Origin of the sequence: Alistipes muris (assembly GCF_943193205.1) — a bacterium.
GTDB classification, from domain to species: Bacteria; Bacteroidota; Bacteroidia; order Bacteroidales; family Rikenellaceae; genus Alistipes; species Alistipes muris.
Genome location: NZ_CALPDD010000008.1, coordinates 17,845 through 43,087 on the forward strand (window position 1 = coordinate 17,845; position 25,243 = coordinate 43,087).

The 25,243-nt window shown below is 61.2% G+C and carries 20 protein-coding genes and 1 tRNA gene; 9 read left to right on the forward strand and 12 right to left on the reverse strand.

Annotation, left to right across the window (positions count from 1 at the left end; genetic code table 11):
• Positions 1-753: a tRNA (guanosine(46)-N7)-methyltransferase TrmB gene (gene trmB / locus NFR47_RS05780; RefSeq protein WP_251214623.1), complete on the forward strand. Its 753-nt coding sequence runs from the start codon at positions 1-3 to the stop codon at positions 751-753.
• A gap of 418 nt (positions 754-1,171) precedes the next feature.
• Here the strand turns inward: trmB and NFR47_RS05785 are convergent, their stop codons facing one another.
• On the reverse strand, positions 1,172-1,339 hold the full coding sequence (locus NFR47_RS05785; RefSeq protein ID WP_087260820.1) for a DUF362 domain-containing protein: 168 nt from the start codon (positions 1,337-1,339) through the stop codon (positions 1,172-1,174).
• Positions 1,340-1,392: 53 nt separating this feature from the next.
• On the reverse strand, positions 1,393-2,664 hold the full coding sequence (serS, locus tag NFR47_RS05790) for a serine--tRNA ligase (RefSeq protein ID WP_251214624.1): 1,272 nt from the start codon (positions 2,662-2,664) through the stop codon (positions 1,393-1,395).
• Positions 2,665-2,749: 85 nt separating this feature from the next.
• Between serS and NFR47_RS05795 the strand changes: the two genes are divergently transcribed.
• Complete coding sequence (locus NFR47_RS05795) at positions 2,750-4,558, forward strand: peptidase U32 family protein (RefSeq protein WP_251214625.1); 1,809 nt, start codon at positions 2,750-2,752, stop codon at positions 4,556-4,558.
• Between the two features lie 35 nt (positions 4,559-4,593).
• Positions 4,594-5,475, forward strand: coding sequence for a class I SAM-dependent methyltransferase (locus NFR47_RS05800; RefSeq protein WP_251214626.1), 882 nt, complete (start codon positions 4,594-4,596; stop codon positions 5,473-5,475).
• Positions 5,476-5,868: 393 nt separating this feature from the next.
• Here NFR47_RS05800 and NFR47_RS05805 read toward each other — a convergent pair whose 3' ends face one another.
• From NFR47_RS05805 to trpS, 5 genes are all read right to left on the reverse strand, one after another.
• A complete protein-coding gene (locus tag NFR47_RS05805) occupies positions 5,869-6,441 on the reverse strand; it encodes a chromate transporter (RefSeq protein ID WP_251214703.1) in 573 nt (190 codons plus the stop codon).
• Entirely contained in the window at positions 6,441-6,989 is a 549-nt protein-coding gene (locus NFR47_RS05810) for a chromate transporter (protein WP_251214627.1), read from the reverse strand. The genes NFR47_RS05805 and NFR47_RS05810 overlap by 1 nt, the downstream gene beginning before the upstream one ends.
• Position 6,990: 1 nt before the next feature.
• Positions 6,991-7,755 carry an NADH-quinone oxidoreductase subunit B family protein gene (locus NFR47_RS05815; protein WP_251214628.1) on the reverse strand — a complete coding sequence of 255 codons (765 nt, stop codon included), beginning with the start codon at positions 7,753-7,755 and terminating at the stop codon, positions 6,991-6,993.
• Positions 7,756-7,759: 4 nt separating this feature from the next.
• Positions 7,760-9,541 carry a chloride channel protein gene (locus tag NFR47_RS05820; protein ID WP_251214629.1) on the reverse strand — a complete coding sequence of 594 codons (1,782 nt, stop codon included), beginning with the start codon at positions 9,539-9,541 and terminating at the stop codon, positions 7,760-7,762.
• A gap of 180 nt (positions 9,542-9,721) precedes the next feature.
• Complete coding sequence (gene trpS / locus NFR47_RS05825) at positions 9,722-10,858, reverse strand: tryptophan--tRNA ligase (protein WP_251214630.1); 1,137 nt, start codon at positions 10,856-10,858, stop codon at positions 9,722-9,724.
• Between the two features lie 150 nt (positions 10,859-11,008).
• On the opposite strand from trpS, the gene NFR47_RS05830 reads away from it, so the two are divergent.
• From NFR47_RS05830 to NFR47_RS05850, 5 genes are all read left to right on the forward strand, one after another.
• Positions 11,009-11,905, forward strand: a complete 897-nt coding sequence (locus NFR47_RS05830) for a hydrogen peroxide-inducible genes activator (RefSeq protein ID WP_251214631.1) — start codon at positions 11,009-11,011, stop codon at positions 11,903-11,905.
• Positions 11,906-12,610: 705 nt separating this feature from the next.
• A complete protein-coding gene (locus tag NFR47_RS05835; RefSeq protein ID WP_251214632.1) occupies positions 12,611-15,064 on the forward strand; it encodes an ATP-dependent Clp protease ATP-binding subunit in 2,454 nt (817 codons plus the stop codon).
• Positions 15,065-15,380: 316 nt separating this feature from the next.
• Positions 15,381-16,685 carry a methionine adenosyltransferase gene (gene metK, locus NFR47_RS05840; protein ID WP_251214633.1) on the forward strand — a complete coding sequence of 435 codons (1,305 nt, stop codon included), beginning with the start codon at positions 15,381-15,383 and terminating at the stop codon, positions 16,683-16,685.
• Positions 16,686-16,865: 180 nt separating this feature from the next.
• Complete coding sequence (locus tag NFR47_RS05845; RefSeq protein WP_251214634.1) at positions 16,866-18,356, forward strand: Do family serine endopeptidase; 1,491 nt, start codon at positions 16,866-16,868, stop codon at positions 18,354-18,356.
• A 51-nt stretch (positions 18,357-18,407) separates the two neighbouring features.
• Positions 18,408-19,268 (forward strand): sigma-70 family RNA polymerase sigma factor, encoded by an 861-nt coding sequence (locus NFR47_RS05850; RefSeq protein WP_004328839.1) that lies wholly within the window; start codon positions 18,408-18,410, stop codon positions 19,266-19,268.
• Between the two features lie 144 nt (positions 19,269-19,412).
• Here the strand turns inward: NFR47_RS05850 and NFR47_RS05855 are convergent.
• Positions 19,413-19,485, reverse strand: a tRNA-Lys gene (locus tag NFR47_RS05855).
• Between the two features lie 95 nt (positions 19,486-19,580).
• Complete coding sequence (locus tag NFR47_RS05860; RefSeq protein WP_251214635.1) at positions 19,581-20,891, reverse strand: glycoside hydrolase family 2 TIM barrel-domain containing protein; 1,311 nt, start codon at positions 20,889-20,891, stop codon at positions 19,581-19,583.
• 181 nt (positions 20,892-21,072) lie between these two features.
• On the opposite strand from NFR47_RS05860, the gene NFR47_RS05865 reads away from it, so the two are divergent.
• On the forward strand, positions 21,073-21,549 hold the full coding sequence (locus NFR47_RS05865; protein ID WP_251214636.1) for a type I restriction enzyme HsdR N-terminal domain-containing protein: 477 nt from the start codon (positions 21,073-21,075) through the stop codon (positions 21,547-21,549).
• On the opposite strand, the gene NFR47_RS05870 is transcribed toward NFR47_RS05865, so the two are convergent.
• The 3 genes from NFR47_RS05870 to NFR47_RS05880 form a co-directional block, all read right to left on the reverse strand.
• Entirely contained in the window at positions 21,544-22,287 is a 744-nt protein-coding gene (locus tag NFR47_RS05870) for a LytR/AlgR family response regulator transcription factor (protein ID WP_251214637.1), read from the reverse strand. The two genes, NFR47_RS05865 and NFR47_RS05870, sit on opposite strands and share 6 nt — an antisense overlap.
• On the reverse strand, positions 22,280-23,332 hold the full coding sequence (locus tag NFR47_RS05875) for a sensor histidine kinase (protein WP_251214638.1): 1,053 nt from the start codon (positions 23,330-23,332) through the stop codon (positions 22,280-22,282). Before NFR47_RS05875 ends, NFR47_RS05870 begins: the two co-directional genes overlap by 8 nt.
• Before the next feature lie 169 nt (positions 23,333-23,501).
• Complete coding sequence (locus NFR47_RS05880; protein WP_251214639.1) at positions 23,502-25,202, reverse strand: AMP-binding protein; 1,701 nt, start codon at positions 25,200-25,202, stop codon at positions 23,502-23,504.
• Positions 25,203-25,243: the final 41 nt, after the last annotated feature.

Sequence of the window (25,243 nt, forward strand, 5' to 3'; positions counted from 1 at the left end):
ATGGGAAAAGACAAACTCCGCAAATTCCGCGAAAACCTCGGTTTCGCCTGTTTCGTGCAGCCCGGGTTCGACGACGTGTTCCGCTGCGACCACCCGTTGAAAGGGCATTGGAACCGCGATTTCTTCAAGAACGACCGTCCTGTCGTGCTGGAACTGGGTTGCGGCAAGGGCGAATATACCGTGGCATTGGCCGAGCGCGACCCTTCGCGCAACTTCATCGGCATCGACATCAAGGGGGCCCGCATGTGGCGCGGTGCCAAGACTGCGACCGAGCGGCAGATGACCAACGTCGGATTCCTGCGTACCCGCATCGAATTTCTCGGGGGCCTGTTCGCCGAGGGCGAGGTCTCCGAAATCTGGATTACCTTTCCCGACCCGCAGCTCAAGAGCCGCCGGGCCAAGAAGCGCCTCACCTCGCCCCTCTTTCTGGAACGTTATGCCCGTTTGCTGCGGCCCGAGGGGTTGATCCATCTGAAGACCGATTCCCAGCATCTCTACGGTTATACCGCCGAGGTCATCCGTCGTTACGGTTTGCCGTGCGAGGTCTCGAATCCCGACATCTACGGTTCGGGTTTCGCCGACGAGGTGCTTTCCGTCAAGACGGCCTACGAGCAGCGGTTCCTCGAAATGGGGCTTCCTATTACCTATACGCGCTTTTCCTTGGGCGGGCGCCGCGAGTTCGGGTGGTTCGATTGGGACGAGGACGACAAGCTCGACAAGGATTGCGAGGAGAGCCGCGTCCGCGCGTTCTGAAATCATCGTTTTTTTTCGGTGCATAAAAAAACACCGTCCGAATATTTCCGGACGGTGCCCCGAAGGGTGTGGAGTTGCGTCAACATCCCAGCACCGGGCTATCCAGCTTCGGCCCGGCAGTGCAAAGATACGAATAAGCCGAGCGGAATGTCAAATTTATTTGGGCATTCCCGAGACGGGAGTATCTAAGACGAAGTCAAAGATACAAAAATCCCCCCCCCGCAAATTTCAGACCAAAATAACGGTGAAAAGACCGTAACGTGTTATTTTGTTAACAGATACGGGCGCAATCATATTTCGTTCGGATGCGGCGGCCGTCTGTTTTCGGCGATTCCGTTCCGTGGTTCGCATTCGTTGCGTTCCACAAAAAAAACGCTCCCAAGAAAGGGAGCGTTTTTGCTTATGCGTTCGGCGGAACTTATTCCGATACGATCGCCTCGCTGGGGCAGACGCCTGCGCAGGTGCCGCAGTCGATGCACTTGTCGGGGTCGATGACATAAATGTCGCCGGCCGAGATGGCCTCGACGGGGCATTCGCCGATGCAGGTGCCGCAGGCAACGCAGGAGTCGGTAATTTTGTAAGCCATGGTTTCGTTAAGAATTAATTGTTAATGTGTGTTCGGTTAGCAAATATACGGATTTATTTGATAATATCAAATCCGGTGTAGGGAATCAGCGCTTCGGGGATGCGGATGCCCTCGGGCGTCTGGTTGTTTTCCAGCAGCGCCGCCACGATGCGCGGCAGGGCCAGCGACGAGCCGTTGAGCGTGTGGGCCAGCTGGGTCTTCTTCTCGTCGTCGCGGTAGCGCAGTTTCAGGCGGTTGGCCTGGAACGACTCGAAGTTCGACACCGACGAGACTTCCAGCCAGCGTTTCTGCGCTTCGGAGTAGACCTCGAAGTCGTAGGTCAGCGCCGAGGTGAACGACATGTCGCCGCCGCACAGCCGCAGGATGCGGTAGGGCAGTCCCAGCGACTGGACGATGGATTCCACGTGGGCCACCATCCCGTCGAGCGCTTCATACGAGGTCTCGGGCAGCGACAGCTGTACGATTTCCACCTTGTCGAATTGGTGCAGGCGGTTCAGTCCGCGCACGTCCTTGCCGTAGGAGCCCGCTTCGCGGCGGAAGCACGGCGTGTAGGCGGTCATCTTCACCGGGAAATCGTTCTTGTCGAGAATGACGTCGCGGAAGATGTTGGTCACCGGAACTTCGGCCGTCGGCACCAGATAGTAGTTGTCCGCCGTCGCGTGGTACATCTGCCCTTCCTTGTCGGGCAGCTGGCCCGTGCCGAAGCCCGAGGCTTCGTTGACCATCACGGGCGGTTCCACTTCCAGGTAGCCCGCACGGGTGTTGCAGTCCAGGAAATAGTTGATCAGCGCACGTTGCAGGCGGGCGCCCTTGCCTTTGTAGACCGGGAACCCCGCGCCCGTCAGCTTCACGCCTAAGTCGAAGTCGATGATGTCGTATTTGCGGGCCAGTTCCCAGTGGGGCAGCGGGTTCTCCGGCAGCGCCGTGTAGTTTTCCACCAGTTTCACCACTACGTTGTCTTCGGCCGTCCTGCCTTCCGGGACGATTTCGGCCGGGAAGTTGGGCAGCGTCACCAGCGTCGCCTGGAGTTCGTCCTGCACTTCTTTCGATTCGGTTTGCAGTTGCGAGGACTTCTCTTTCAGGTCGCTTACGAAGCGTTTGCGTTCTTCGGCTTCGTCGCGGCGGCCCTGGCCCATCAGCGCGCCGATCTCCTTGGCGGCCTTGTTCTGGGCGGCCAGCGTGGCGTCCAGTTCTGCCTGAATGGCCTTGCGGCGGTCGTCCAGCGTCAGAATCCGGTCGACTGCCGGGGCGGCGTCCACGCCTTTCTTGGCCAGTCGGCGCACGGCGGCCGCTTTGTCGTCGCGGATTTGTTTTATCGTCAGCATGGTTCGGAATGTTTGTTATACGAATCGCAAAATTATAAAACTTATTCCGGATTTTATCGTAATTTTGCTAAAAATTCCTCCCTGCGTGAAAACCGTCGAGTTGTTGGCTCCGGCCAAAGATTACCTTTCCGCCGTCGCGGCCGTCGACAGCGGGGCCGACGCCGTCTATATCGGCGGCGCCCGGTTCGGGGCGCGGCAGGCCGCCGGCAACGACGTCGGAGAGATTGCACGCGTGGCGGACTACGCCCATCGGTTCGGCGTCCGGGTCCACGCCACGCTCAATACATTGTTGTGGGACAGTGAGTTGGAGGATGCCGAGGCGCAGGCCCGCGAGCTGATCGCCGCCGGGGTCGATGCCCTCATCGTGCAGGACATGGCTTTGCGGCGGATGAATCTGCCCGTCGAGCTGCACGCATCGACGCAGGTTTCGGTCCGTACGCCTGCAATGGCCCGGTTCCTCGGCGAGGCGGGGTTCGCCCGCGTCATCCTCGAACGGGCCTTGTCGCTCGACGAAATCCGCGCCGTCTGCGCCGCGACCGACGCCGAGGTCGAATGTTTCGTCCACGGCGCCATCTGCGTGGGTTACAGCGGCCGTTGTTTCCTCTCGCGTTCGGTCTCCGGGCGCAGCGGCAACCGCGGGGCATGCAGCCAGCCTTGCCGCCTGCCGTGGGACCTGACCGACGGGGCCGGACATACCTATCTGAAATCCAGGCATCTGCTGTCGGTGCGCGACATGAATCTGTCGCAGCGCATCGGCGACTTGCTCGACGCGGGCGTCACTTCGCTCAAAATCGAGGGGCGGCTCAAGGATGTCAATTATATTCGTAACGTCGTGGCCGCCTATCGGCAGGCCGTGGACCAGGCGTTGGCTGCGCGGCCCGGGCTGCGGCGGTCGTCGGTGGGGGAGAGCATTCCCGATTTCGCGCCCGACCCCTCCAAGAGTTTCACCCGCGGCGAATCGCAGTTCTTCTTCGACGGCAGGCGGGCGGGCGTCGCGTCGTTCGACACGCCCAAGTCGGTCGGCGAGCGCATCGGCCGCGTCGCGCAGGTCGGGCCCAAGGGGTTCCGGTTGGAGCGCCCGGCCGATTTGGCGCCCGGCGACGGCATCTGTTTCGTGCGGGACGGCGAGTTGGTCGGTACCCATGTCAACGCCGCCGAGGGGCCGCGCGTCGAGCCCAACCGGATGGACGGCATCGCGCCGGGGACCGAAATCTTCCGCAATTACGACCATCGGTTCAACAAGCTGCTGTCGGCCAGCCGTATGCGCCGGGCAATACCTGTCACGGCTTTAGTCGAGGTCACGGCGTCCGGCATCCGGTTGGTTTTTACCGATTGCGAGGGCATTTCCGCGGAGGTAGGGCGTGCGGCAGAGTTCGCCGCGGCCAAAAATCCCGATGCCAATGCGGCGGCCATCCGCACGCAGGCGGCACGGAGCGGCGATACGATTTTCGCGGTCGGCGGGGTCGAGGTGGTCGGCGGGGAACGCTTCGTTCCGGCGTCGCTGGTGGCCGAGTTGCGGCGCGAGGGGCTCGAAAAGCTGTTGCAGGCGCGTGCGGCCCGTCCCCGCAGTCATCGTATCCTGCCCGAGAATCCCGCGGCCCGCTATCCGTCGCCGACGGTGACCGCCGAGGAGAATGTGACCAACCGCCTTGCCGAAGCCTTTTACCGCGACCACGGGGTGCAGCATGTCGAGCCGCCGCTGGAGCTGGCGCCTTCGTTCGAGGGGCGGTGCGTCATGCGGTCGGCCTACTGCATCCGCCGCGAAATCGGCGAGTGCCTGCGCGAGCGGCCGCGGCTGCAGGGCGACCTTTATATAGAGCACGGTGCGCAGCGTTACCGGTTGGAGTTCGACTGCGCGCATTGCGAGATGAAGTTGATAGCGGCCGAAAAATAACGCATGGCTCTCGGAGCTGCCCATAAATAAAACATATGCAGGAACAACTCACACCCCTTTTCGGGGACTACGAACTCATCGACACCGGCCATTTCGAGAAGCTCGAACGCTTCGGTCGTTTCGTCACGCGGCGTCCCGAGCCGCAGGCCATCTGGCGGCCGTCGCTCCCGTCCGGGGAGTGGGAGCGGGCCGATGCCGCTTTCCTGCGCGACGCCCGCAGCGACGAGCGGGGCGAGTGGCGGCTGCGGCCCGGCGTTCCCGACCGCTGGTCGGTGGGGTATCGGCTCGGCAGTACGGAGCTGCGCATGCGGCTGGGGCTCACGTCGTTCAAACACGTGGGCATCTTCCCCGAGCAGGCGGCCAACTGGGATTTCATCTACGACAGCTGCCTGCGTCTGAAGAGCGGGGGCGTGCGGCCGCGCGTGCTGAATCTGTTCGCCTATACGGGCGGCGCCACCTTGGCGGCCCGGGCCGCAGGGGCCGAGACCACGCATGTCGATTCGGTGCGGCAGGTCGTCACGTGGGCGCGCGAGAACATGGAGACCAGCGGGTTGGACGGCGTGCGGTGGATTGTCGAAGATGCGCTCCGGTTCGTGCAGCGCGAGGTCCGGCGCGGCAACCGCTACCACGGCATCATCCTCGACCCTCCGGCCTACGGGCGCGGTGCCAACGGCGAAAAATGGATTTTGGAGGACAACATCTGCGAGATGCTCGAATGTTGCGCGCAGTTGCTGGAACCTGCTGGGGCCTTTCTGGTGCTCAACCTCTATTCGATGGGGCTTTCGTCCACGCTGGCCCGCACGGCCGTGCGGCAGGCTTTCGGTGCTCCGCGCGACGAGCAGTGGGGCGAGCTTTGTTTCTCCGACCGCGCCGGCAAGCAGCTGCCCTTGGGCACTTACTATCGGTTTACAAGGTGAACTTTGCGAGTAAGCGAGGGCAGAAGCTACCATAGGTAGATTATGCCGAGCGGGAGCAAAGTCAAGCCCTCGAAAAGGGCTTACAGGTGAAAGGTTCCATCGTAATCGCTTGTCATTCTCAGCGAAGCGAAGAATCTATAATTGTGCCTGTACAGATGTTTCGGACATATGCCGCAATTATTTACTATTAATTATTCGGTGAAATAGCCCTGCGCGGCGCCCGGCTCGCGCTTACGCGCGACCGCCCCAGCCGGGCCCGCGAGTGGACTGCAGACGGGCGAAAAGATTCTTAACTGCGTTCGGAATAACGGCAGAATGTCATGTTGCGTTCGTCGGTTCGCTCTCGCTCAGAAGACACCTTATCCCCGCCTTGCTAAAACGTTTTAGCAAGGCCTAAAACAGATAGTAAATCCCTATTCCCGCCGCGGCCGAAAGGCATATCAGCAGAATCGGGTTGACCTTGCGCCACGAGCCGACGAAGACGGCGCCGAACAGCGCCCAGCTCCAGCCGTCGATGAAGTTGAGGTCGTCGGGGTTGTCGCTGCGGGGGAATATCAGCAGCAGCGCCGCGGCCGCAATCATGCCGATGACCACAGGCCGCATGCCCCGCATGGCCCCCTCGACCCAGCGGTTTCCCTTGAGTTTCAGGAAGAAGCGCGCCACCAGCATCATCAGCGTCAGCGACGGCAGGCACACCGCCAGCGTGGCGATGACCGAGCCGAGGATGCCGCACCACGTGTGGCCCGTCTGCAAGCCCACCGTATAGCCTACGTAGGTCGCCGAGTTGATGGCGATGGGTCCCGGCGTTATCTGCGACACGGCCACGATGTCGGCGAATTGGGCGTTGGTCATCCAGCCGTGCTGCACGACCACTTCGTTCTGGATAAGCGACAGCATCGCGTAGCCGCCGCCGAATCCGAAGAATCCGATTTTCAGATAGCTGACGAAAAGTTGCCACAGCACTATCATCGGGTGCCTCCTTTCCTGTGAGCCGCGGCCAGTTCCCACGCCATGCCCGCTACGGCCGCGCCCGCCAGCACATAGATGGGCGACCAGCCCAGCCCCCAGATGGCCAGCGCGGCCGCCGCGATTACGGCGAACATGGTCCAGTGCATGCCCCGCGCCAGCGAGATGACCGGGCCGATGATAAGCGCCACCACCGCCGGGCGCATCCCCTTGAACGCCGCGTCCACGACCGGGTTCTGCCGGATGTCGGCGAAGAAAAGCGCTATCAGCAGGATGATGGTGAACGAGGGCAGAATCGTCCCCGTCAGCGCCGCCAGCGCGCCCCGCAGGCCGCGTATGCGGTAGCCCACGAAGACCGCCGTGTTGACCGCTATGGGGCCCGGCACCGATTGGGCCAGGGTCAGCAGGTCCAGAAATTCGCGCCGTTCGACCCATCCCCGGCGGTCGATGACCTCCTGTTCGATGAGCGGAATCATGGCGTAGCCGCCGCCGAAGGTGAAAAGTCCGATTTTGAAGAACGTGCCGAAGATGATGGGCAGCCGTTGCATGTCACTTGCGGGTTTTGTGGCCCAGGAGGGTGCGGATGCCGTCGATGAAAATCATCGGGTGGGTCGGGGCGCCCGGGAGCCAGAGGTCGGCCGCATGGCGGTCCAGGAACGAGCGGTCCAGCGCCCGGCTTCCGGCCAGCAGGCCGCCCGAGCAGGCGTCGGTGCCGCAGGCCACCACGATTTTGGGTTCCGCCACCGCTTCATAGCAGATTTCGAGCGCTTCGGCCATGTTGGCCGTTATCGGGCCCGACACGACTACGCCGTCGGCATGGCGCGGCGAGGCGGTGAAGCCTACGCCGTAGCGGCCGAAGTCGAAGTTGACGTTGCCCGTGGCGCCCAGTTCCATTTCGACCGACGCGTCGCCGCCCGCCGAGACTTCGCGCAGTTGCAGCGCACGGCCGAAACAGCGGCGCACTTCGGGCCGCACGGCCGCAGGGTCGAATTCCACCCGTTCCTGCCCCGGGTGCATGACCAGCCCCTCGCGCGTGGGCGAGCCTATGCGGTAGTCGTTCGTGAAGCGGATGTTGCGCGGGGCCCGGCGGGCGCATTCGCCGCAGAAGACGCAGCGCCCGAGGTCGAGCGTGAACGGCGCCGTCGTGATGGCGCCCGTGGGGCAGATGGCCGCGGCCTGTTCGAGTTCGGCGAGGTCGTCGGTGGAGGTCAGCACGGGCCGTCCCCGGAATTCGGGGGTCAGTTCCACGGCGTCCAGGTCGGGAATCGCCTGCCTGCCGTGGCTGTGCAGTACGCGTATTTTCGGAAATATCATCTCTTTATTGTTGGATGCGGACCAGCTGTTCGCGGTAGGCGTTCAGTATGCGCGACTTGGAGATGAAGCCCAAGTAGCGCCCCTGCTTGTCGACCACGGGCAGCATCCACGTGTGTTTGTCCTCGAATTTGGGCAGGATGCTCTGCACGGTTTCGTGTTCCAGAATCCGGTCGGGCGGCTGGATCATGTAGTCCGTTATGGGGTGGCCGTATTTCTCGCGCTTGAACATGTCTTCGCGCAGGTCGTCGAGCTGCACCACGCCCAGCAGGCGTCCGAATTCGTCGATGACCGGAAATATGTTGCGGCGTGCCGTGGAGATGATGTGCACCAGGTCGCCCAGGGTCATGCGCTGGCGGATGCGGATGAAGTCGGTCTCCATCAGAGAGTCGAGTTTCAGAAAGACGAACACCGACTGGTCCTTGTCGTGGGTGAGCAGTTCGCCCCGCAGGCGCAGCTGCTTGGTGTAGATCGAGTCGGGGTCAAGCCAGTAGCCCACCGCAAAGGCGATGCAGGCCGTAATCATCAGCGGGATGAAAAGCCCGTAGCCGTTGGAGAGTTCGGCGATAAGGAATATCGAGGTCAGCGGGGCGTTCATGACGCCTGCCATGACGCCGGCCATTCCCACGAGCGTGAACGACACGAGCGACACGTGCCAGTCGAACAGCGCGTTGCACGTCAGCGCCAGGGCCGCGCCCGTGAAGGCTCCGACGAACAGCGACGGGGCGAACGTTCCGCCCACGCCGCCCGCCGCATTGGTGGCCGACATGGCGATGACCTTGAAGAACATGATTGCCACGACGAACAGAATCGCCACCCAGTCCATGTTGCGGAAGCGGTAGAAAAGCGAGCTGTCGAAGAGTTCTTCGGGGTGGCCGTGCATCAGCGCGGTCATTCCCTCGTAGCCCTCGCCGTAGAGCGGCGGGAAGATGAAAATCAGAATGCCCAGCACCGCGCCGCCCGCAATCCATTTCTTGTACTGCTTGTCGAGCCCCTTGAAGAACGTGCCTACGCGCGAATTCATCGACGTGAAGTACCACGCCATCAGTCCGCAGCAGATGCCCAGCACGATGAAGAGCGGAATCTGCCACAGCTCGAACGCGTCTTCGGGCCGCAGCGTCACGGCCAGAATGGGGTCGAAGTCGCGCAGGATGAAAGCCATGGTCGTGGCGGTGATGGAGGCTATCAGCAGCGGGATGACCGAGGCGGCGGTGATGTCGAGCATCAGGATTTCCAGCACGAAGACGATGCCCGTTATCGGGGCCTTGAAGATGGCCGCGATGGCCGCTCCGGCGCCGCAGCAGAGCAGCAGGGTGGTGTGTTTGTAGTTGAGGCGGAACAGCTTGCCCACGTTCGAGCCGATGGCGGCTCCCGTCAGCACGATGGGGGCCTCGGGGCCTACCGAGCCGCCGAAGCCGATGGTCGTGGCGCCGCCCACCAGCGAAGTCCAGCAGTTGTGGCGGGCGATGCGCGAATTCTTGCGCGACATGGCCTGCAATACGCGCGTCACCCCCTCGGAAATGTTGTCGCGGACGACATATTTGACGAACAGCGAGGCCAGGATGATGCCGACCGCCGGATAAATCAGGAACAGCAGATGGGCGCTTTCGACCGGGAACCAACGCGTCAGCCCGCCCTTGATGGCGTAGAGCAGCATCTCGAATAGATAGGTCGCCACGCCGGCCAGCACACCCACCAGCACCGCCAGCAGCATCATGATTTGCCGCGTCGAGAGCCTGCGTGTCAGGTGCAGGAAGTAGGTGTAGATTCGTTCGGTGCGCAGACGCATGCTTGCCGGAATTAAAAATGAAAAATTAAGAATCGAAAATCGCAGTCGGTCGTTTCCTGTGTGTTGCAAGGGCCGCAGTCCGCAGGTCACCCTCCTCGGTCGGGAGCCGGATTCATGTACGGATTTTGCGGGCAGCTCTCCTCGCGGCAGGTATTTTCAGAGACGGGAATTTTTAATTTTTCATTCTTGATTTTTAATTTTCTCCGCAAACGCCTGTGTCTGCGCCGCTATCAGTTCCTTGTCGTCGAAGTAGTTGATTTTCATGGCTTCGCGGACATCGTCGAGCGTTGCGGCCGCGGCTTCGCGGGCTTTGCGCGAGCCCTCCTCCAGCATCGCGTAGACTTCGCCGATGCGGGCTTCGTAGTGGCGGCGGCGTTCGCGGATGGGGTCGAGCACTTCGTTGAGCACCGCAATCAGCAGCCGTTTGACCTTCACGTCGCCCAGTCCGCCCCGGCGGTAGTGGGCTTTCAGTTCGTCGAGCGACGCATATTCGGGCAGGTAGGCCGCAAAATGTTCCGGGCGGCAGAACGCGTCCAGGTAGGTGAATACCGTGTTGCCCTCGACTTTGCCGGGGTCTTCGACACGCAGGTGGTCCGGGTCGGTGTACATGCCCATCACCTTTTTCTTCACTTCGTCGGCCGTGTCCGACAGGTAGATGCAGTTGCCCAGCGATTTGGACATCTTGGCTTTGCCGTCGGTGCCCGGCAGACGCATGCACGCCGCGTTGTCCGGCAACAGGATTTCGGGCTCCACCAGCGTCGGGCCGTAGGTCGAGTTGAATTTATGGACGATTTCGCGCGTCTGTTCGATCATCGGTTCCTGGTCTTCGCCCGCCGGTACGGTCGTCGCGCCGAACGCCGTGATGTCCGCTGCCTGGCTGATGGGGTAGGTGAAGAAGCCTGCCGGAATGCCCTGGCGTTGGGTCGTGTCGCCCTCGGTAGTGTTTTCCGAGAATCCGCGCAGCTGGATTTCGGCCTTGACCGTCGGATTGCGCTGCAAGCGCTGCACGGTCACCAGGTTCATGTAGTAGAACGCCAGTTCGCACAGCTGCGGCACCTGCGACTGGACGAACAGCGTCGAGCGCTCGGGGTCGAGGCCCGCCGACAGATAGTCAAGCGCTACTTCGATGACGTTCTGCCGCACTTTCTCGGGGTTGTCGGCATTGTCGGTCAGCGCCTGCGCATCGGCGATCATGATGAATATCTTCTCGAATTCGCCCGAGTTCTGCAACTCCACGCGGCGGCGCAGCGAGCCTACGTAGTGGCCCAGGTGGAGACGCCCCGTGGGGCGGTCGCCCGTCAGTATGATTTTGCCCATAGTCTTCGTTTGTGTCGGGAATATCCCGCTCCGAACCCTTTCCGGCGCGGTTTATCTGCGCAAACTTACGAAAATCCGCGCGCGCGGCCTAATAAAGTTGATGAATATCGTTTTTTTTTATACTTTTGCATGTCGGAATAAACCGTTATTATGACTATCATTCAGCTCGAATACCTCCTCGCCGTGGCCAACTGCGGCAGTTTTTCGCAGGCCGCCGAACATTGTTTCGTCACCCAGCCTTCGCTGAGCATGCAGATCAAGTCGCTCGAAGAGGAGCTGGGCGTGGTGCTGCTCGACCGTTCCAAAAAGCCCGTCATCCCCACCGAGGCGGGCGAGGTGGTTTTGGAGCAGGCCCGGCAGACCCTTTCGGCCTACAATTATATCAAGGAGGCTGTGGCCGAGCTCAAGGGCGAAACGGCGGGCAAGCTGCGGCTGGGCGTCATTCCGACTATCGCGCCCTACCTGCTCCACAAGTTCATCCCCGCGTTCGTGCGCGATTTTCCCAAGGTCGAGCTGGAGATTTCCGAGATGGTCACGGCCGACATCATCGAGGCGCTCAAGCGCGACCGCATCGACGCCGCGCTGGTCGCCAGCGGCACCTGCGGCGAGGGCATCCTGGAGCAGGAGTTGTTCAACGACCGTTTTTTCGCTTACGTCTCGCCCGAAAATCCGCTCTACGAGCGGCAGAACGTCCGCATCGAGGACATCGACCTCAAGGACCTGGTCATCCTCAGTCCCGGCAACTGCATGCGCGACCAGATCATCGAGCTGTGCCAGGCGCGCCGCGGGCTGCCCGCCCGTTATTCGTTCGAGTCGGGGTCGCTCGACACGCTCATGCGCATCGTCGACTGCACGTCGTGCCTGACCATCATTCCCGAAATGGCCGTCGAGTATATCCCCGCCGACCGGCGCGACCGGCTGAAGACGCTGGCCAAGGGGGCTACTTCGCGCAAGATTGCCATCGCCGTGCGGCGCACCTATGTGAAGAGTTCCATCATCCGTGCCCTCACCGATACCATTCTCGCCAACGTCGTCCCGGCGAAATAGCCGGGCGGTTCATCCGCAAATCGTTTTTCACTTCATAGATTCAGGCAGTTTTGGTCCGGAGTGGCATGGGTTACGGCTCATTTCGGCTACCTTTTTTCGTCTTATCGTAAGGGGTGCCTGCCAGCGTGGCCACGCAGATTCAGCAATCCGCTGGCGGTGTTGTTGTTGAAACGTTTTAACAACTTGCTGAAACGTTTTAACTGCCGTCAGCTGTGCACCCCAGTCTGGCAGAAAACTTGGGTTAATGAATAATTAACAATGAATAGTGAATAATTGCTTTTTCATGTCTTTGCCAATTATTCCTTATTAACTATTCATTATTCATTTTTCTGTCATTCATCCGAGCGATTGCTTCAGCGTCTGCTGCGGGCTACCGCGCCCGTGAGTCGGGAGCCTTGACGAGTGTCGGCACCGGGGGCAGTTCCTGGTCTTCCTCGTCCAATTACGCGGGCAGTCTCTACGTGGGCCGTCTGGTCTTCTGGTCGGCCAGCGTGGGCCCGCTCAGCGGCACCTACCGTGCGGATGGCCTCTCCGTGCGCTGCGTCCAGCATCTGCGGCTGCTTTTTTTTCTTCGTGGGCTTTTCGGCCGTAACCCGCGCACGTTCAGCGCATCCGTCCGGACCGTATCCGCGACGCTCCCGCCCCATACAATAAAGGGCCTTTGCGCGGCGTTTTTCCTGCGAATTCAACCAAAAACGACGCAACATGCAGATGAAAATTTCCAAGACGCTCGAAAGCGTCCTTGCTCGCGCGGCGTTCGACACCGCTAAAGCGGGCATCACCCATTCGCTCAAGGACCGCCTGGCCGTAGAATTGCTGCGCGAGGAGGGATCGCTGGCTTTCCAGCTCCTCTCGTCGCGTCTCAAGGACTGGGAGGTGTACCAGATACGTCTTCGCATCGAACACGAAATCGCCGCTGCGCAGCCCGCGGAGGAGCTCGACCCCGAAACGTTCTTCCGCGCTTTCCGCGAGGAGCTGTGCGAGAAGTCGGGGGCCGTGCGCAGTATTTCGACGATTCATGCCTTGCGGCTTATCGCGGCCGACACGCAGACCATTACGGCCCGCGTGCTGGAGATGTACGGCGTCACGGCCGAAATCATCGCGGCCGATTTGCAGAAGTTCGCCGTCGCCGACGACTTCCGCTCCGGCATCCAGGTGCAGATGCTCGATTTCTCGGCGGACAGCCGGCCCGAGCCCAAGGACGAGCCGCACCTGCTCGACAAGTTCGGGGTCAACCTCACGCGCATGGCCCGCGAGGGGCGCATCGACCCCGTCGTCGGGCGCGAGGAGGAGATCGAGCGCGTGGTGCAGATTCTCTCGCGCCGCAAGAAGAACAATCCCATCCTCATCGGCGAGGCCGGTGTGGGTAAAAGCGCCATCGTCGAGGGGCTGGCCCTGCGCATCGCCGCCGGAAAGGTGCCCTATACCATCGCCGGCAAGACGCTGTTTTCGCTCGACGTCTCGTCGCTCGTGGCCGGGACCAAGTTCCGCGGCGAATTCGAGGAGCGGATGCAGCAGCTGTTGGATGAACTGCGCAAGGCCAAGGATACGATTATCTTCATCGACGAAATCCACACCATCGTCGGCGCCGGGTCTACGCAGGGCAGTCTCGATACGGCCAACATCCTCAAACCCGCCCTTGCGCGCGGCGAACTCCAGACCATCGGGGCCACGACGCTCGACGAGTACCGCGAGAACATCGAGAGCGATTCGGCCCTCGAACGCCGGTTCCAGAAGGTGGTGGTCGAACCGACCACGGCCGAGCAGACGCTCGCCATCCTGCGCAACATCGCGCCCCACTACGAGCAGCACCACAAGGTGCGCTATACCGACGGGGCCTTGCGGGCCTGCGTGGCGCTGACGGAGCGTTACATCACCGACCGCTTTTTCCCCGACAAGGCGATCGACGTGTTGGACGAGGCCGGGTCGCGCGTGCATCTGCGTTCGGCCTGCGAGCCCGACGAGCTGCGCCGCATGGAGACGGCCGTCGGCGACGTGCAGCGCGAGCGGCGCGAAGCGGTCGGGGCGATGGCCTATGACAAGGCCGCTTCGGCCCGCATGCGCGAAATTGCGCTCCGCTCCAAAATCGACGAGACGCGTTCGGAGTGGCGGCGTTCGCTCGAAACCAATCCTGCGGAGATTACCGAGGAGGACATCCGCGAGGTCATCACCGTCATGACGGGCATTCCCGCCGAACGGGTCACCGACGGCGAGGCCGGGCGGCTCCGCACCCTCTGCGACCACCTGTCGGGCCGCGTCGTGGGGCAGCAGGATGCGGTCGAAAAGATTTCGCGCACGATCCGCCGTTCGCGCGCCGGGCTCAAGGACGAGCACCGTCCTATCGGTGTCTTCCTCTTCGTGGGTCCCACGGGCGTGGGCAAGACCCTCCTGGCCAAGGAGGTTTCCAAGTGGCTCTTCGACGAGCGCATGGGGCTGATCCGTATCGACATGAGCGAGTACAGCGAGAAGCACAACGTTGCGCGGCTGATAGGCTCGCCCCCGGGCTACGTCGGCTACGGCGAGGGCGGGCAGCTGACCGAAGCGGTGCGCCGCCGTCCCTACTCGGTGGTGCTGTTCGACGAAATCGAAAAGGCCCATCCCGAGGTCTTCAACACTTTGTTGCAGCTTTTCGACGAGGGGCACCTGACCGACGGTTCGGGCCGCAAGGTCGATTTCCGCAACACGATTATCATCATGACCTCCAACGTGGGTTCGCGGGCCGCCGCGCAGAAGCAGGTGCAGGTGGGTTACAGCACCACCTCCAAGAGCGCCGTGGAGACCGTGGCGCCGCAGATAGAGTATCGCAAGGCGCTGGAGCAGACCTTCGCGCCGGAGTTCCTGAACCGCATCGACGACATCGTGGTTTTCCGCACGCTGGAGGAATGCGACGTCGAGCGGATCATCGAGCTGGAGCTGGAGGGCCTTTTCGCACGGACGCGCCGGCTGGGCTACAACGTGAAGATCACCGACTGCGCCAAGCGCCGGCTGGCGTCGATGGGCTACGAACAGCGCTATGGCGTCCGCTCGCTCAAGCGCACGCTGATGGACCATGTCGAAGACCCGCTTTCGGCGCTCATCATCGACGGACAGCTCCACGAGGGCGACACCGTGGTCGTCGAGGCCGACAAGGCCCGCGGCGTAAGGCTCCGGGTGGCGTAGACTATGGGTGGCGGACTTTTGTCCGCTGCCCATAGTTGTTTTGTCTCTGCGCTGTCGTTCTGAGCGCAGCGACGAGGAAAGGCCGAATAATTCTGAATCGTGATTTTTAATCCTCTCTTCTTTTCTTTTTATTTTATTATTGCTATCTTTGCGGTCCCAAGCCGGAAGGCGGGGAAATGTGGAAAGATTTGACTGATTGCAAACCACAATAAAAAATCGCTAAAACAGCTCGTTTTTTATTTCCCAAACAGCCAATTTTTCCCATTTTATACCGATAACCGGACTGCCTCGGGGCGGTCCACAAAAACGTATAACAATGGGTTTTCTGTTTACATCGGAGTCGGTGTCCGAGGGGCACCCCGACAAGGTTTCGGATCAGATTTCCGACGCCATTCTCGACGAATTCCTGCGTCGCGATTCCAATTCCAAGGTTGCGTGCGAGACGCTTTGTACCACCGGGCTGGTGGTTGTTGCGGGCGAGGTGCGCTCCGAAGCATACGTCGACGTGCAGGGCGTGGCGCGCCGTGTCATCGAGCGCATCGGCTATACCAAGAGCGAGTACCAGTTCGACTGCAATTCGTGCGGTATTCTCTCGGCCATCCACGAGCAGTCGTCCGACATCAACCAGGGTGTCGAGCGCGGCGACGAGCAGCAGCAGGGCGCAGGCGACCAGGGCATCATGTTCGGCTATGCCTGCAACGAGACCCGCGAGCTGATGCCCGCCACGCTGATTCTCTCGCATGTCATTCTCAAGGAGCTGGCCGTCATCCGGCGCGAGGGCAGGACGATGACTTACCTGCGTCCCGATTCCAAGTCGCAGGTCACCATCGAGTACGACGAGCAGACGGGACGGCCCGTGCGGGTCAACACCATCGTCGTTTCGACCCAGCACGACGAGTTCATCAAGCCCGGCGACGGCATTTCCGAGCAGGAGGCCGAACGGCGGATGCAGGAACAGATTCGCGACGACGTCCGCACCATCCTCATTCCGCGCGTCAAGGCTCGCTTGGAGCGTGCCGGCGATAAGCTCGCCGAGCTTATCGGCGACGATTACATCCTCCACGTCAACCCGACGGGCAAGTTCGTCATCGGCGGCCCGCACGGCGATACGGGGCTCACGGGGCGCAAAATCATCGTCGACACCTACGGCGGCCGCGGCGCCCACGGCGGCGGTGCTTTCTCGGGCAAGGATTCGTCCAAGGTCGACCGTTCGGCCGCCTATGCCGCCCGCCATATCGCCAAGAACTTGGTGGCAGCCGGGGTGGCCGACGAGGTGCTTGTGGAACTTTCGTATGCCATCGGCATCGCCGAGCCGCTTTCGATTTACGTCGATACCTACCGCTCGCCGCGTCCCAAGGCGCTGGAGGGGATGACCGACAGCGAAATCGCCCGCCGCATCGGCAAGCTGTTCGACCTGCGGCCCGCCGCCATCGTCAAGCGGTTCGGGCTCAAGAACCCGATTTTCGAGGCGACGGCTTCTTACGGCCATTTCGGAAACCGTCCTTATAAAAAGGTGGAACGGGTGTGGGAGAACGGCCGCGAGGTCGAGCGCGAAATCGAGTTCTTCGGTTGGGAGCGGCTCGATGCCGTCGACGACATCCGCCGCGAATTCGGCCTGTAACGCAGAATCGGGAGCCTTTTCAACGGCTCCCGGTTTTCTTGCCGCATTTCGGGCGGTTAATACTGAATTTCGCCCTTTCCTTATATACTATTTCCGTCGCAGCGCGCGTTTGTCCTGCACGAACATCGTTTTTGCCTATGATAAAGATCGCCTACGAATAATTCAAACCATCATTCGATTATGAAAAAGGCACTTTTGTTTTTGGGAGTTGTTGCGGCCGCTGCCGTTTCCGGCGGTGTGTCGGCCTGGGCCGTCGCCGAGGCCGGACGCGGTGCGCAGGTCGAGTACGTCGAGCGCGAGGTCGAGCGGACCCCGGCCCTCGGGGCGCATTTCGCCGCTTACGAGGCGGGGCAGTATCCCGACCTCACCTATGCCGCCGAGAACGCGGTCAAGGCGGTGGTCAATATCGAGGCCATTCAGCAGGTCGAGGTACCCCGGCGCGGGCAGTTCGGCTACGACCCGTTCCTGGAGTTTTTCGGGTTCCCGCAGGAGCGTTCGCGCGGCAATGGCGAGCCCCAGTATCGCGAGCAGCGTGCGGGCGGTTCGGGCGTCATCATTTCGTCCGACGGCTATGTGGTGACCAACAACCATGTGGTCGACGGCGCCACCAAGTTGCGCGTGAAGCTCAACGACGGCCGGGCGTTCGACGCCACGCTCGTCGGCAAGGATTCGGCAACCGACGTGGCGCTGCTGAAAATCGACGCCACGGAACTTCCTACGCTGGCTTTCGGTTCGTCCGACGCCCTGCGCTTGGGTGAATGGGTGCTGGCCATCGGTTCGCCGTTCGACCTCCAGTCGACCATCACGGCGGGCATCGTCAGCGCCAAGGCGCGCAACCTGGGGGCCATCCCCAACGATTTCAGCATCGAATCGTTCATCCAGACCGATGCGGCCGTGAATCCCGGTAATTCGGGCGGTGCGCTGGTCAACACCCACGGCGAGCTGGTGGGCATCAATACGCTTATCAAGTCGCAGACGGGCAGCTACATAGGCTATTCGTTCGCTATCCCCGAAGCCATTGTTCGCAAGGTCGTGGTCGACCTCAAGGAATACGGGTTCGTGCAGCGGGCGATGCTGGGCATCATGTTCCGCCCTGTCGACCAGGATTTCATCGACAACGAGGGCAAGGAGCTGGGCATCAGTGAAATCGGCGGTGTCTACGTGGCCGGAGTGACCGAGGGCGGTGCCGCTTCCGAGGCGGGCATCCGCAAGGGCGATGTCGTGCTGGACATCGACGGCGTGGCGCTGACCTCTTCGGCGACGCTCCAGGAGCAGATCGCCCGCCACCGGCCCAACGACAAGGTCCTTTTGTCGGTAAAAAGAGACGGCAAGGTGAAACAATTCGAGGTCACTTTGCGTAATAAGGCTGACAAACCCGAACTCCTCTCCCGCGAGGACGTCGACGTGGTCGAGACCCTGGGCGGCAAGTTCCAGGATGCGGGCGAGAAACTCTGCCGCCAGCTCGAAATCCGGGGCGGCGTGCAGGTCGTGGGGGTCAAGGCCGACGGCATATTGGCCCGGGCGCGCGTGAAGCAGGGATTCGTCATCACGCACATCAACGACAAGGCGGTCCGTTCGCTCTCCGACATGCGCCGGCTGAGCGACAAGGTGCGGTCCATCGACGGCATCTATCCCGACGGCCGGGCCGCCAGCTACGTGCTGGTCGAATAGCTTCGGCGGGCGGGTCGTAATAAAATGGAAGAAACATACACAGGATAAAACATGCGTCAGTTAAAAATTACGAAATCCATCACCAACCGCGAAAGCGCCTCGCTGGACAAGTATCTGCAGGAGATCGGCAAGGAGGAGCTCATCACGGTCGAGGAGGAGGTGGAACTCGCCCAACGAATCAAGAAAGGGGACCAGGAAGCGCTCGAAAAGCTCACCAAGGCCAATCTGCGCTTCGTGGTTTCCGTCGCCAAGCAATACCAGAACCAGGGGCTCAGTCTGCCCGACCTTATCAACGAGGGCAACCTCGGGCTTATCAAGGCTGCCGAGAAGTTCGACGAAACACGCGGTTTCAAGTTCATTTCCTACGCCGTGTGGTGGATCCGGCAGTCGATTTTGCAGGCGCTGGCCGAGCAGTCGCGTATCGTGCGCCTGCCGCTCAACCAGGTCGGGTCGCTCAACAAAATCAACAAGGCGTTCGCCCGTTTCGAGCAGGAGCACGAGCGCACGCCGTCGCCCGAGGAGCTGGCCAACGAGCTGGAGCTGCCCAAGGAAAAGGTGACCGATACGCTTCGTGTCGCAGGGCGCCATGTCTCGGTCGACGCTCCGTTCGCCGACGGCGAGGACAATTCGCTGTTGGATGTCCTGGTCAACCCCGATTCGCCCAATGCCGACCGCGGGCTCATCAACGAGTCGCTTTCGACCGAGGTCGACCGGGCGTTGGAGACGCTGACCGAGCGCGAGCGCGACATCATCAAGTATTTCTTCGGCATCGGGTGTTCCGAGATGACGCTCGAGGAGATCGGCGAGAAGTTCGACCTCACGCGCGAGCGCGTAAGACAGATTAAGGAGAAGGCCATCCGCCGCCTCCGCCATTCGTCCCGCTCCAAGTTACTGAAGTCGTATTTGGGATAGGGCTTTCTAAAATAGTTGAAAGGAGTTCTTTTGCAAAAGAACTCCTTTTTTGTTGTATGCTGCAAGGGAAGAGTGGCGCGCGCCAGGCCTGGAAACATCCGCAGATTGTACGAAAAAAGCGAGAACCTTTCGATTCTCGCTTCGTACCCCCTCAGGGGCTCGAACCCTGGACCCCAACATTAAGAGTGTCGTGCTCTACCAACTGAGCTAAAGAGGCATCAATCGTTATCCGATTGCGAGTGCAAAGGTACGGATAATTTTGAAAACTCCAAAAAAAATGCCGATTTTTTTGCAAAAACTTCCCGTTGCCGTCTATTCGGTCAGCAGGCGGTCGCTATTCCATTCGCCCTCGGCGTCGGGATAGACGAACGGCCGGGTCTCGTCGAAACGCTTCATGTGCAGATAGGTTTCGTAGAGGTTGATTCCGTTGGCCGATTGGCGGGCCAGCGCGAAGCCGATGACCGACGGATGGCGTTTGGCCGTGTGGTAGGCGGCTTCGGCCCGTTCGATGTAGGCGCCTTGCCAGGCCGGGTCGTTCGACGGGTTGCCTCCTTTGCGGCGCGAAAGTCCGCTTCGGCGGGTGTCGACGGGGGCCGTGACTATCAGATAGACGCCTAAGCTGTCGCAGGTGTCGTAGAGCGATTCGTTCGCCGCCCCCGGCAGCAGGCGCAGTGTGTTGTAGCCCTGGTCGCGCAGCGCTTCGATTTCGTCGGTGCCGATGTCCGGTCGTACCTCGCGCACCCGCAGTGCGACAGGCTGCCCGTTGACCAGTAGCCGCCCGTTGGCGGTGGTTTCCGCCGTCCGGAACCCGAGGTGGAATTCCAGGTGTTCGACGTCGCGTCCTTCGTGGCGGGTTTTCAGCCGCAGCGTGTAGCGCACCGGGCTGGCGGCGTTCCATTGCAGGGTGTCGGGGATGCGGGCCAGGAAGCGGAGCGTGTCTTCGCGGCGCATGTCGAGCGTCATGTCGTTGTGGCCGATGGCCGCCGTGGTTCCGTCCGGCGCAAGCAGTTCGTAGTAGATGCGCGAGGTGCGCGGGTTGAGGGCCGCTGTCTTGACCACGATGCCCACTTCGGCCGTCAGAAAATCGTCCGTGGCCCGGGCGCGGCTGTTCTTGACCAGCACGTCGCGGACGTACATCGTCGGCGGGCTCATGAGCCACGCGTCGCCCAGCGTCGGCGCAGGCGATTCCTGCCAACTTTCGAGCGCCGCCGTGGCCGAGGGTTGCAGCAGTTCGATTTCGAGCGTGTTGGCCCCTTCGTGCACCAGCCGCGTGAGGTTGTATTCGGCAGGCGCGCTGCCGTTGCTGTTGCGGGCCGCCGCCCGTCCGTTGACCCGCACCTCGTAGTCGCCCGAGGCGTGGTCCACATGCAGCAGCACTTGCCGGTTGGCCCATGCGAACGGAACGGTGAACCGGGCCGTGAAGCGGCCGCCCTCGCGGTTCCAGCCGTCGATCCGTGTGAAATAGCGGTTGTTCCGGCCCGCGGCCGCCGCAGCTTCTTCGCGCGTCGGGCAGGGCGCCACATGTCCGCGCGGCAGTTCGAGCCCCTGCGAGGGGGTGTATTCCTGTGCGCCGAGCGTGCCGCAGAGGACCAGCGCCATCCATGTCGAAAGCATCTTTCGCATAATCGTCGTCTCTTGTCCCGGGCCGTCGGCCGGGCGGTTTTCGCTACGAAGGTAGTATATATTCGGTGAAAATCGAAAGGTCGGGGCCGAAAAGTGCGTTTCGCAGGCGGACGAAATTCCGTGCCGCATGTGCATTATTCGTCAAATAATCGCTATCTTGCGCATGCAAAAAAGCGCTTTCATGAATTCTTCCGCCCCCGGAAACCCCGGCATGCCGCATCTGAATTTCCCGCCCGTCCGTCTGCGGGCGCGGCGCCGCGGCGATGCGGTCGAGATTTGGGACGGCCTGCGGGGCATCTATCTGGTGCTCACGCCCGAGGAGTGGGTGCGGCAGCATCTGATCGCCTACCTCGTCTCGGCGTGCGGCGTGTTGGCCAAGCGTATCGTCGAGGAGCATGCCGTGGCGCTCAACGGGCAGCCCCAGCGGGCCGACGTCGTCGTCGTGGGCGACCACGGCGAGCCGCTTCTGCTCGCCGAGTGCAAGGCGCCCGACGTGCCGATTACCGAGCGGACGCTGGCGCAGGCCATGCGCTACAATTCGGTGCTCGGTGCGCGGTGGATTGTCCTCACCAACGGGCTGCGCCACTTCTGCTGGGAACACCGCGACGGGCGCTACGCTCAGCTGCCGGGTTTTCCCGATCTGTCCGTGGATTTATAGATTCTTGAAATTGGTGTCTATGTAGTGCTGGAACGTCTCCTTGTAGTTCTCGCCGATGGGCACGTACTCCGTGTCGCTCAGAAAGATACGTCCCTTTACGTAGGATTTGATGCACCGCAGGTTGACGATGTAGGAGCGGTGCACGCGCATGAATTGGTCGGCGGGCAGCGCCGCCTCCATGTTCTTGAGCCGGAACAGCGTGGTGATGGCCGTGCCGTCGGCGAGGTGCATCCGCACGTATTCGCCCTCGCTTTCGAGGTAGACGATGTCGGCGATGCGCACCAGCGACACCTTGTAGTCGGCTTTCACCGATATGTATTCCTTGTCCTTGGGTTCCGCTTCGGGCGTCGGCTCCGGTGCGGCTTCGCGCTGGTTGCGCCGCAGTTCGTGGAGCGAATTGGCCTTGGCCGCGGCCCGGCTGAATTCGGAGAAGCCGAACGGCTTGAGCAGGTAGTCTACGGCGTCGAGCTTGAATCCGTCGATGGCATATTCCGAGTAGGCCGTGGTGAAGATGACCATCGGCCGTTCGGTGAGCGAGCGGACGAACTCCACGCCGTTGAGGTCGGGCATGTTGATGTCCACGAAAATCAGGTCGACGGGCTGTGCGGCCAGCAGCTGCTGGGCTTCGAGGGCGTTGTTGCACGAGGCGGCCAGCTGCAGATAGGGCAGCTTGGCTATGTAGGCCGCAATCTGGCGCAGGGCCAGCGGCTCGTCGTCGATGGCGATACATTTAAGCATGGAGGGCGGGGATTACGAGTTTGACGGTGTAGGTGTCGGGTTCTTCGCGGATGTCGAGCGTGTAGCCCTTGCGGCCGTAAATCAGGTCGAGACGCTTGTGGACGTTTTCCAGCCCGATTCCGGCCTTGTGGCGCACGTCGCGGGCGGAGTGGCGGCTGTTGGCGATGGTCGCCAGCACCTTGTCGTCGTCGTAGCCCACCCGCAGGTGGATGAACGACGGGCGGTTGTAGCTCACTCCGTGCTTGAACGCGTTTTCCACGAAGACGATCAGCAGCAGCGGCGGAATCGACACCTGCGCCGAGAGGTCGCGCGGATATTCGACCCGGATGTCGATGGCGTCGGTGTAGCGTATGCGCATCAGTTCGATGTAGTTCATCAGAAACTGCATGTCGTGTTCGAGCGAGATGCGTTCGCGGCCCGAATCGTAGAGCACGTAGCGCATCATTTTGGAGAGTTCGATGACGGCGTTCTTGGCGCATTCGGGGTCTATGTCGATCAGCGCATGGATGTTGTTGAGCGTGTTCATGAAGAAGTGTGGGTTGATCTGGTACTTCAGATAGTCCATTTCGGCCTGCAGGTTCTGCTGCTTGAGCGCTTCCATGTGCTGTTCGTCGCGAATCGACTGGTACATCAGCTTGATGGCCGAGTTGGCGCCGTTCATGAAGAGGGCCAGCACTACGTTCCAGTACATTTTCAGATTCGAGAACGACACGCCGTGGAGTTCGTTCTCGGGCAGAAGCGCGGCTTCGGGCAGGTCGGTGAAGAAGTAGACCGGGGTGAAGATGCCCAGTATCAGCAGGAGGTTGCCCGCAATGTATTTCCAGTATTTGTGGCGCAGCATGTAGCGCGGTGCCAGTATCGTGTTGTGCACGAAGAAGATGAGCAGATAGGGTGAAATCTGGCGCCAGGCTATCAGCACGTTCTCGAAACTGACGTGCAGTTCGGCCATCATCAGCGAGTTGAGGACCGGCACCAGGATGATGGCCGACCACACCATCAGGTAGAGCAGGTTTTCGCCGATGGCTTGTTTCTTCTGTATTTTCATGTCGTAAAGGTAGCAAAAAAGTTCGAAACTCCGCCGCCGCCCGCCGTTCGTCTTCCCGTTTCGGCGGGCCCGTAGTCGGTCGGTGGGGTTGACTGACGCGGTAGGCCGCTGCACAAAAATCCCCCGCTGCAACCGGCCGCAGCGGGGGAAGATTCAAAATCGGGGGCCGCTATTTACCTCGTACCGAAGTGGTGTACAGGTAGCGTTTGATGCTTCGCTTCGGCGTTTTCTCGAATTCGGTGGGGTAGAGCACGATTTCCGCCACCCGTTCGTAGGCCGCCAGCTGGGCGTTCAGTTCCTCCAGGTTGCTCTGCATGATGCCTGGCAGGTCGTTTTTGTCCACGCCCTCGTTCTCGGCCTGTTCGTAGTCGGGCACCACCAGCGCCCGCAGACGGCCGCTGCCCACGTCGATGACCAGCGATTCGAGCACCATGTACATGTTGTTCAGCTTGTCTTCGATTTCTTCCGGGTAGATGTTCTGCCCGCTGCCCGACAGAATCATCGTCTTCGAGCGGCCGCGGATGTAAAGCGTGCCGTCGGGGTCCATCGTGCCCATGTCGCCCGTGTGGAGCCAGCCCTCGGCGTCGAGTACCTTCTGTGTGTCCGCTTCGTTTTTGTAGTAGCCCTGCATGACGTGTTCGCCGCGTACCAGGATTTCGCCCGCCGTGCGTTCCGGGTCGGGCGATTCGATTTTCACTTCCAGCAGGTTCTTCAGATAGGTGCCGCACGAGCCCGCCTTGAATTCGTTGTCCGGGGCGAAGCTGATAAGCGGCGCGCATTCGGTCATGCCGTAGCCGATGGTTATCGGGAAGCGGATTTTCATCAGGAACGCTTCGGTCTCCTGGTTCATCGGCGCGCCGCCCACGATGAATATCGACACGTTGCCGCCGAAAGCGTCCATCAGTTTCTTGCGGATGACCGAGTAGATGGCCGCGTTGACCAGCGGTATCTTCACCGCCAGGCTCATCGGACCTTTTTCGAGCAGCGGCAGGACTTGCTTGCGGTATACTTTTTCCAGAATCATCGGCACGCAGCAGATGATCGTGGGCCGTACTACCGACATCGCTTCGATGAGTATCTTCGGTGAGGGAATGCGTCCCAGCAGCGTGATGTGGCCTCCCACGGCCAGCGGGGCCAGAAAGTCGAACGCACAGCCGTAGGCGTGGGCCAGCGGCAGGAACGAGAGGGTCCGGCCGCCTTTCTGGAAGTAGCGCTGTCCCGTCTGGGTGTTGACCGCTTCCTTGGCGAACAGCACGTTGCCCGTCAGGTTGTTCACCGTCAGCATCACTCCTTTCGAGTAGCCCGTCGTGCCCGAGGTGTAGTTCAGCAGAATCACCCGGTCGTTGGGGATTTCCGGGTATTTGATGTCGTTGATGTTGAAGCCCCGCGGGTATTTGGCCCGGTAATTCTTGACGATGTCGCGCTGGAATTTCGTCAGCGACTTGCCGTCGCGTTCGTAGACCGCCTGGAAGTCCGTCAGCGAGAAGACCGCTTCGATCTGGCGGATCTGTTCTTCTTCGATGACGTCCCAGAAGTTGTCGCTCAAGAAAAGCAGGCGGCTCTCCGAGTGGTTGATGATGTGGATGATGTCGTTGGGCGTGAAGTCTTGCAGAATGGGTACGATGACCGCTCCGTAGGTGATAGTGCCGATGTAGGTGATGCACCAGCGGGGGTTGTTGCGGCCTATGAGCGCTATCTTGTCGCCTTGCCTGATGCCGGCTTTCTTGAACAGCAGGTGGAGCTTGGCTATCTCCTTGGCCATTTCGTAGTACGAGAACTCCTCGTCCTTGAAATAGTCGGTCAGCGCCGGCATCTCGCGGTTTTCGCGGAAGCTCGCTTCGTAGATTTTCAGTAGGTTTTCCTGTAACATAGCGTGGAGTTCTTGTGCGCAAAAACCGGACCGGACGGAGC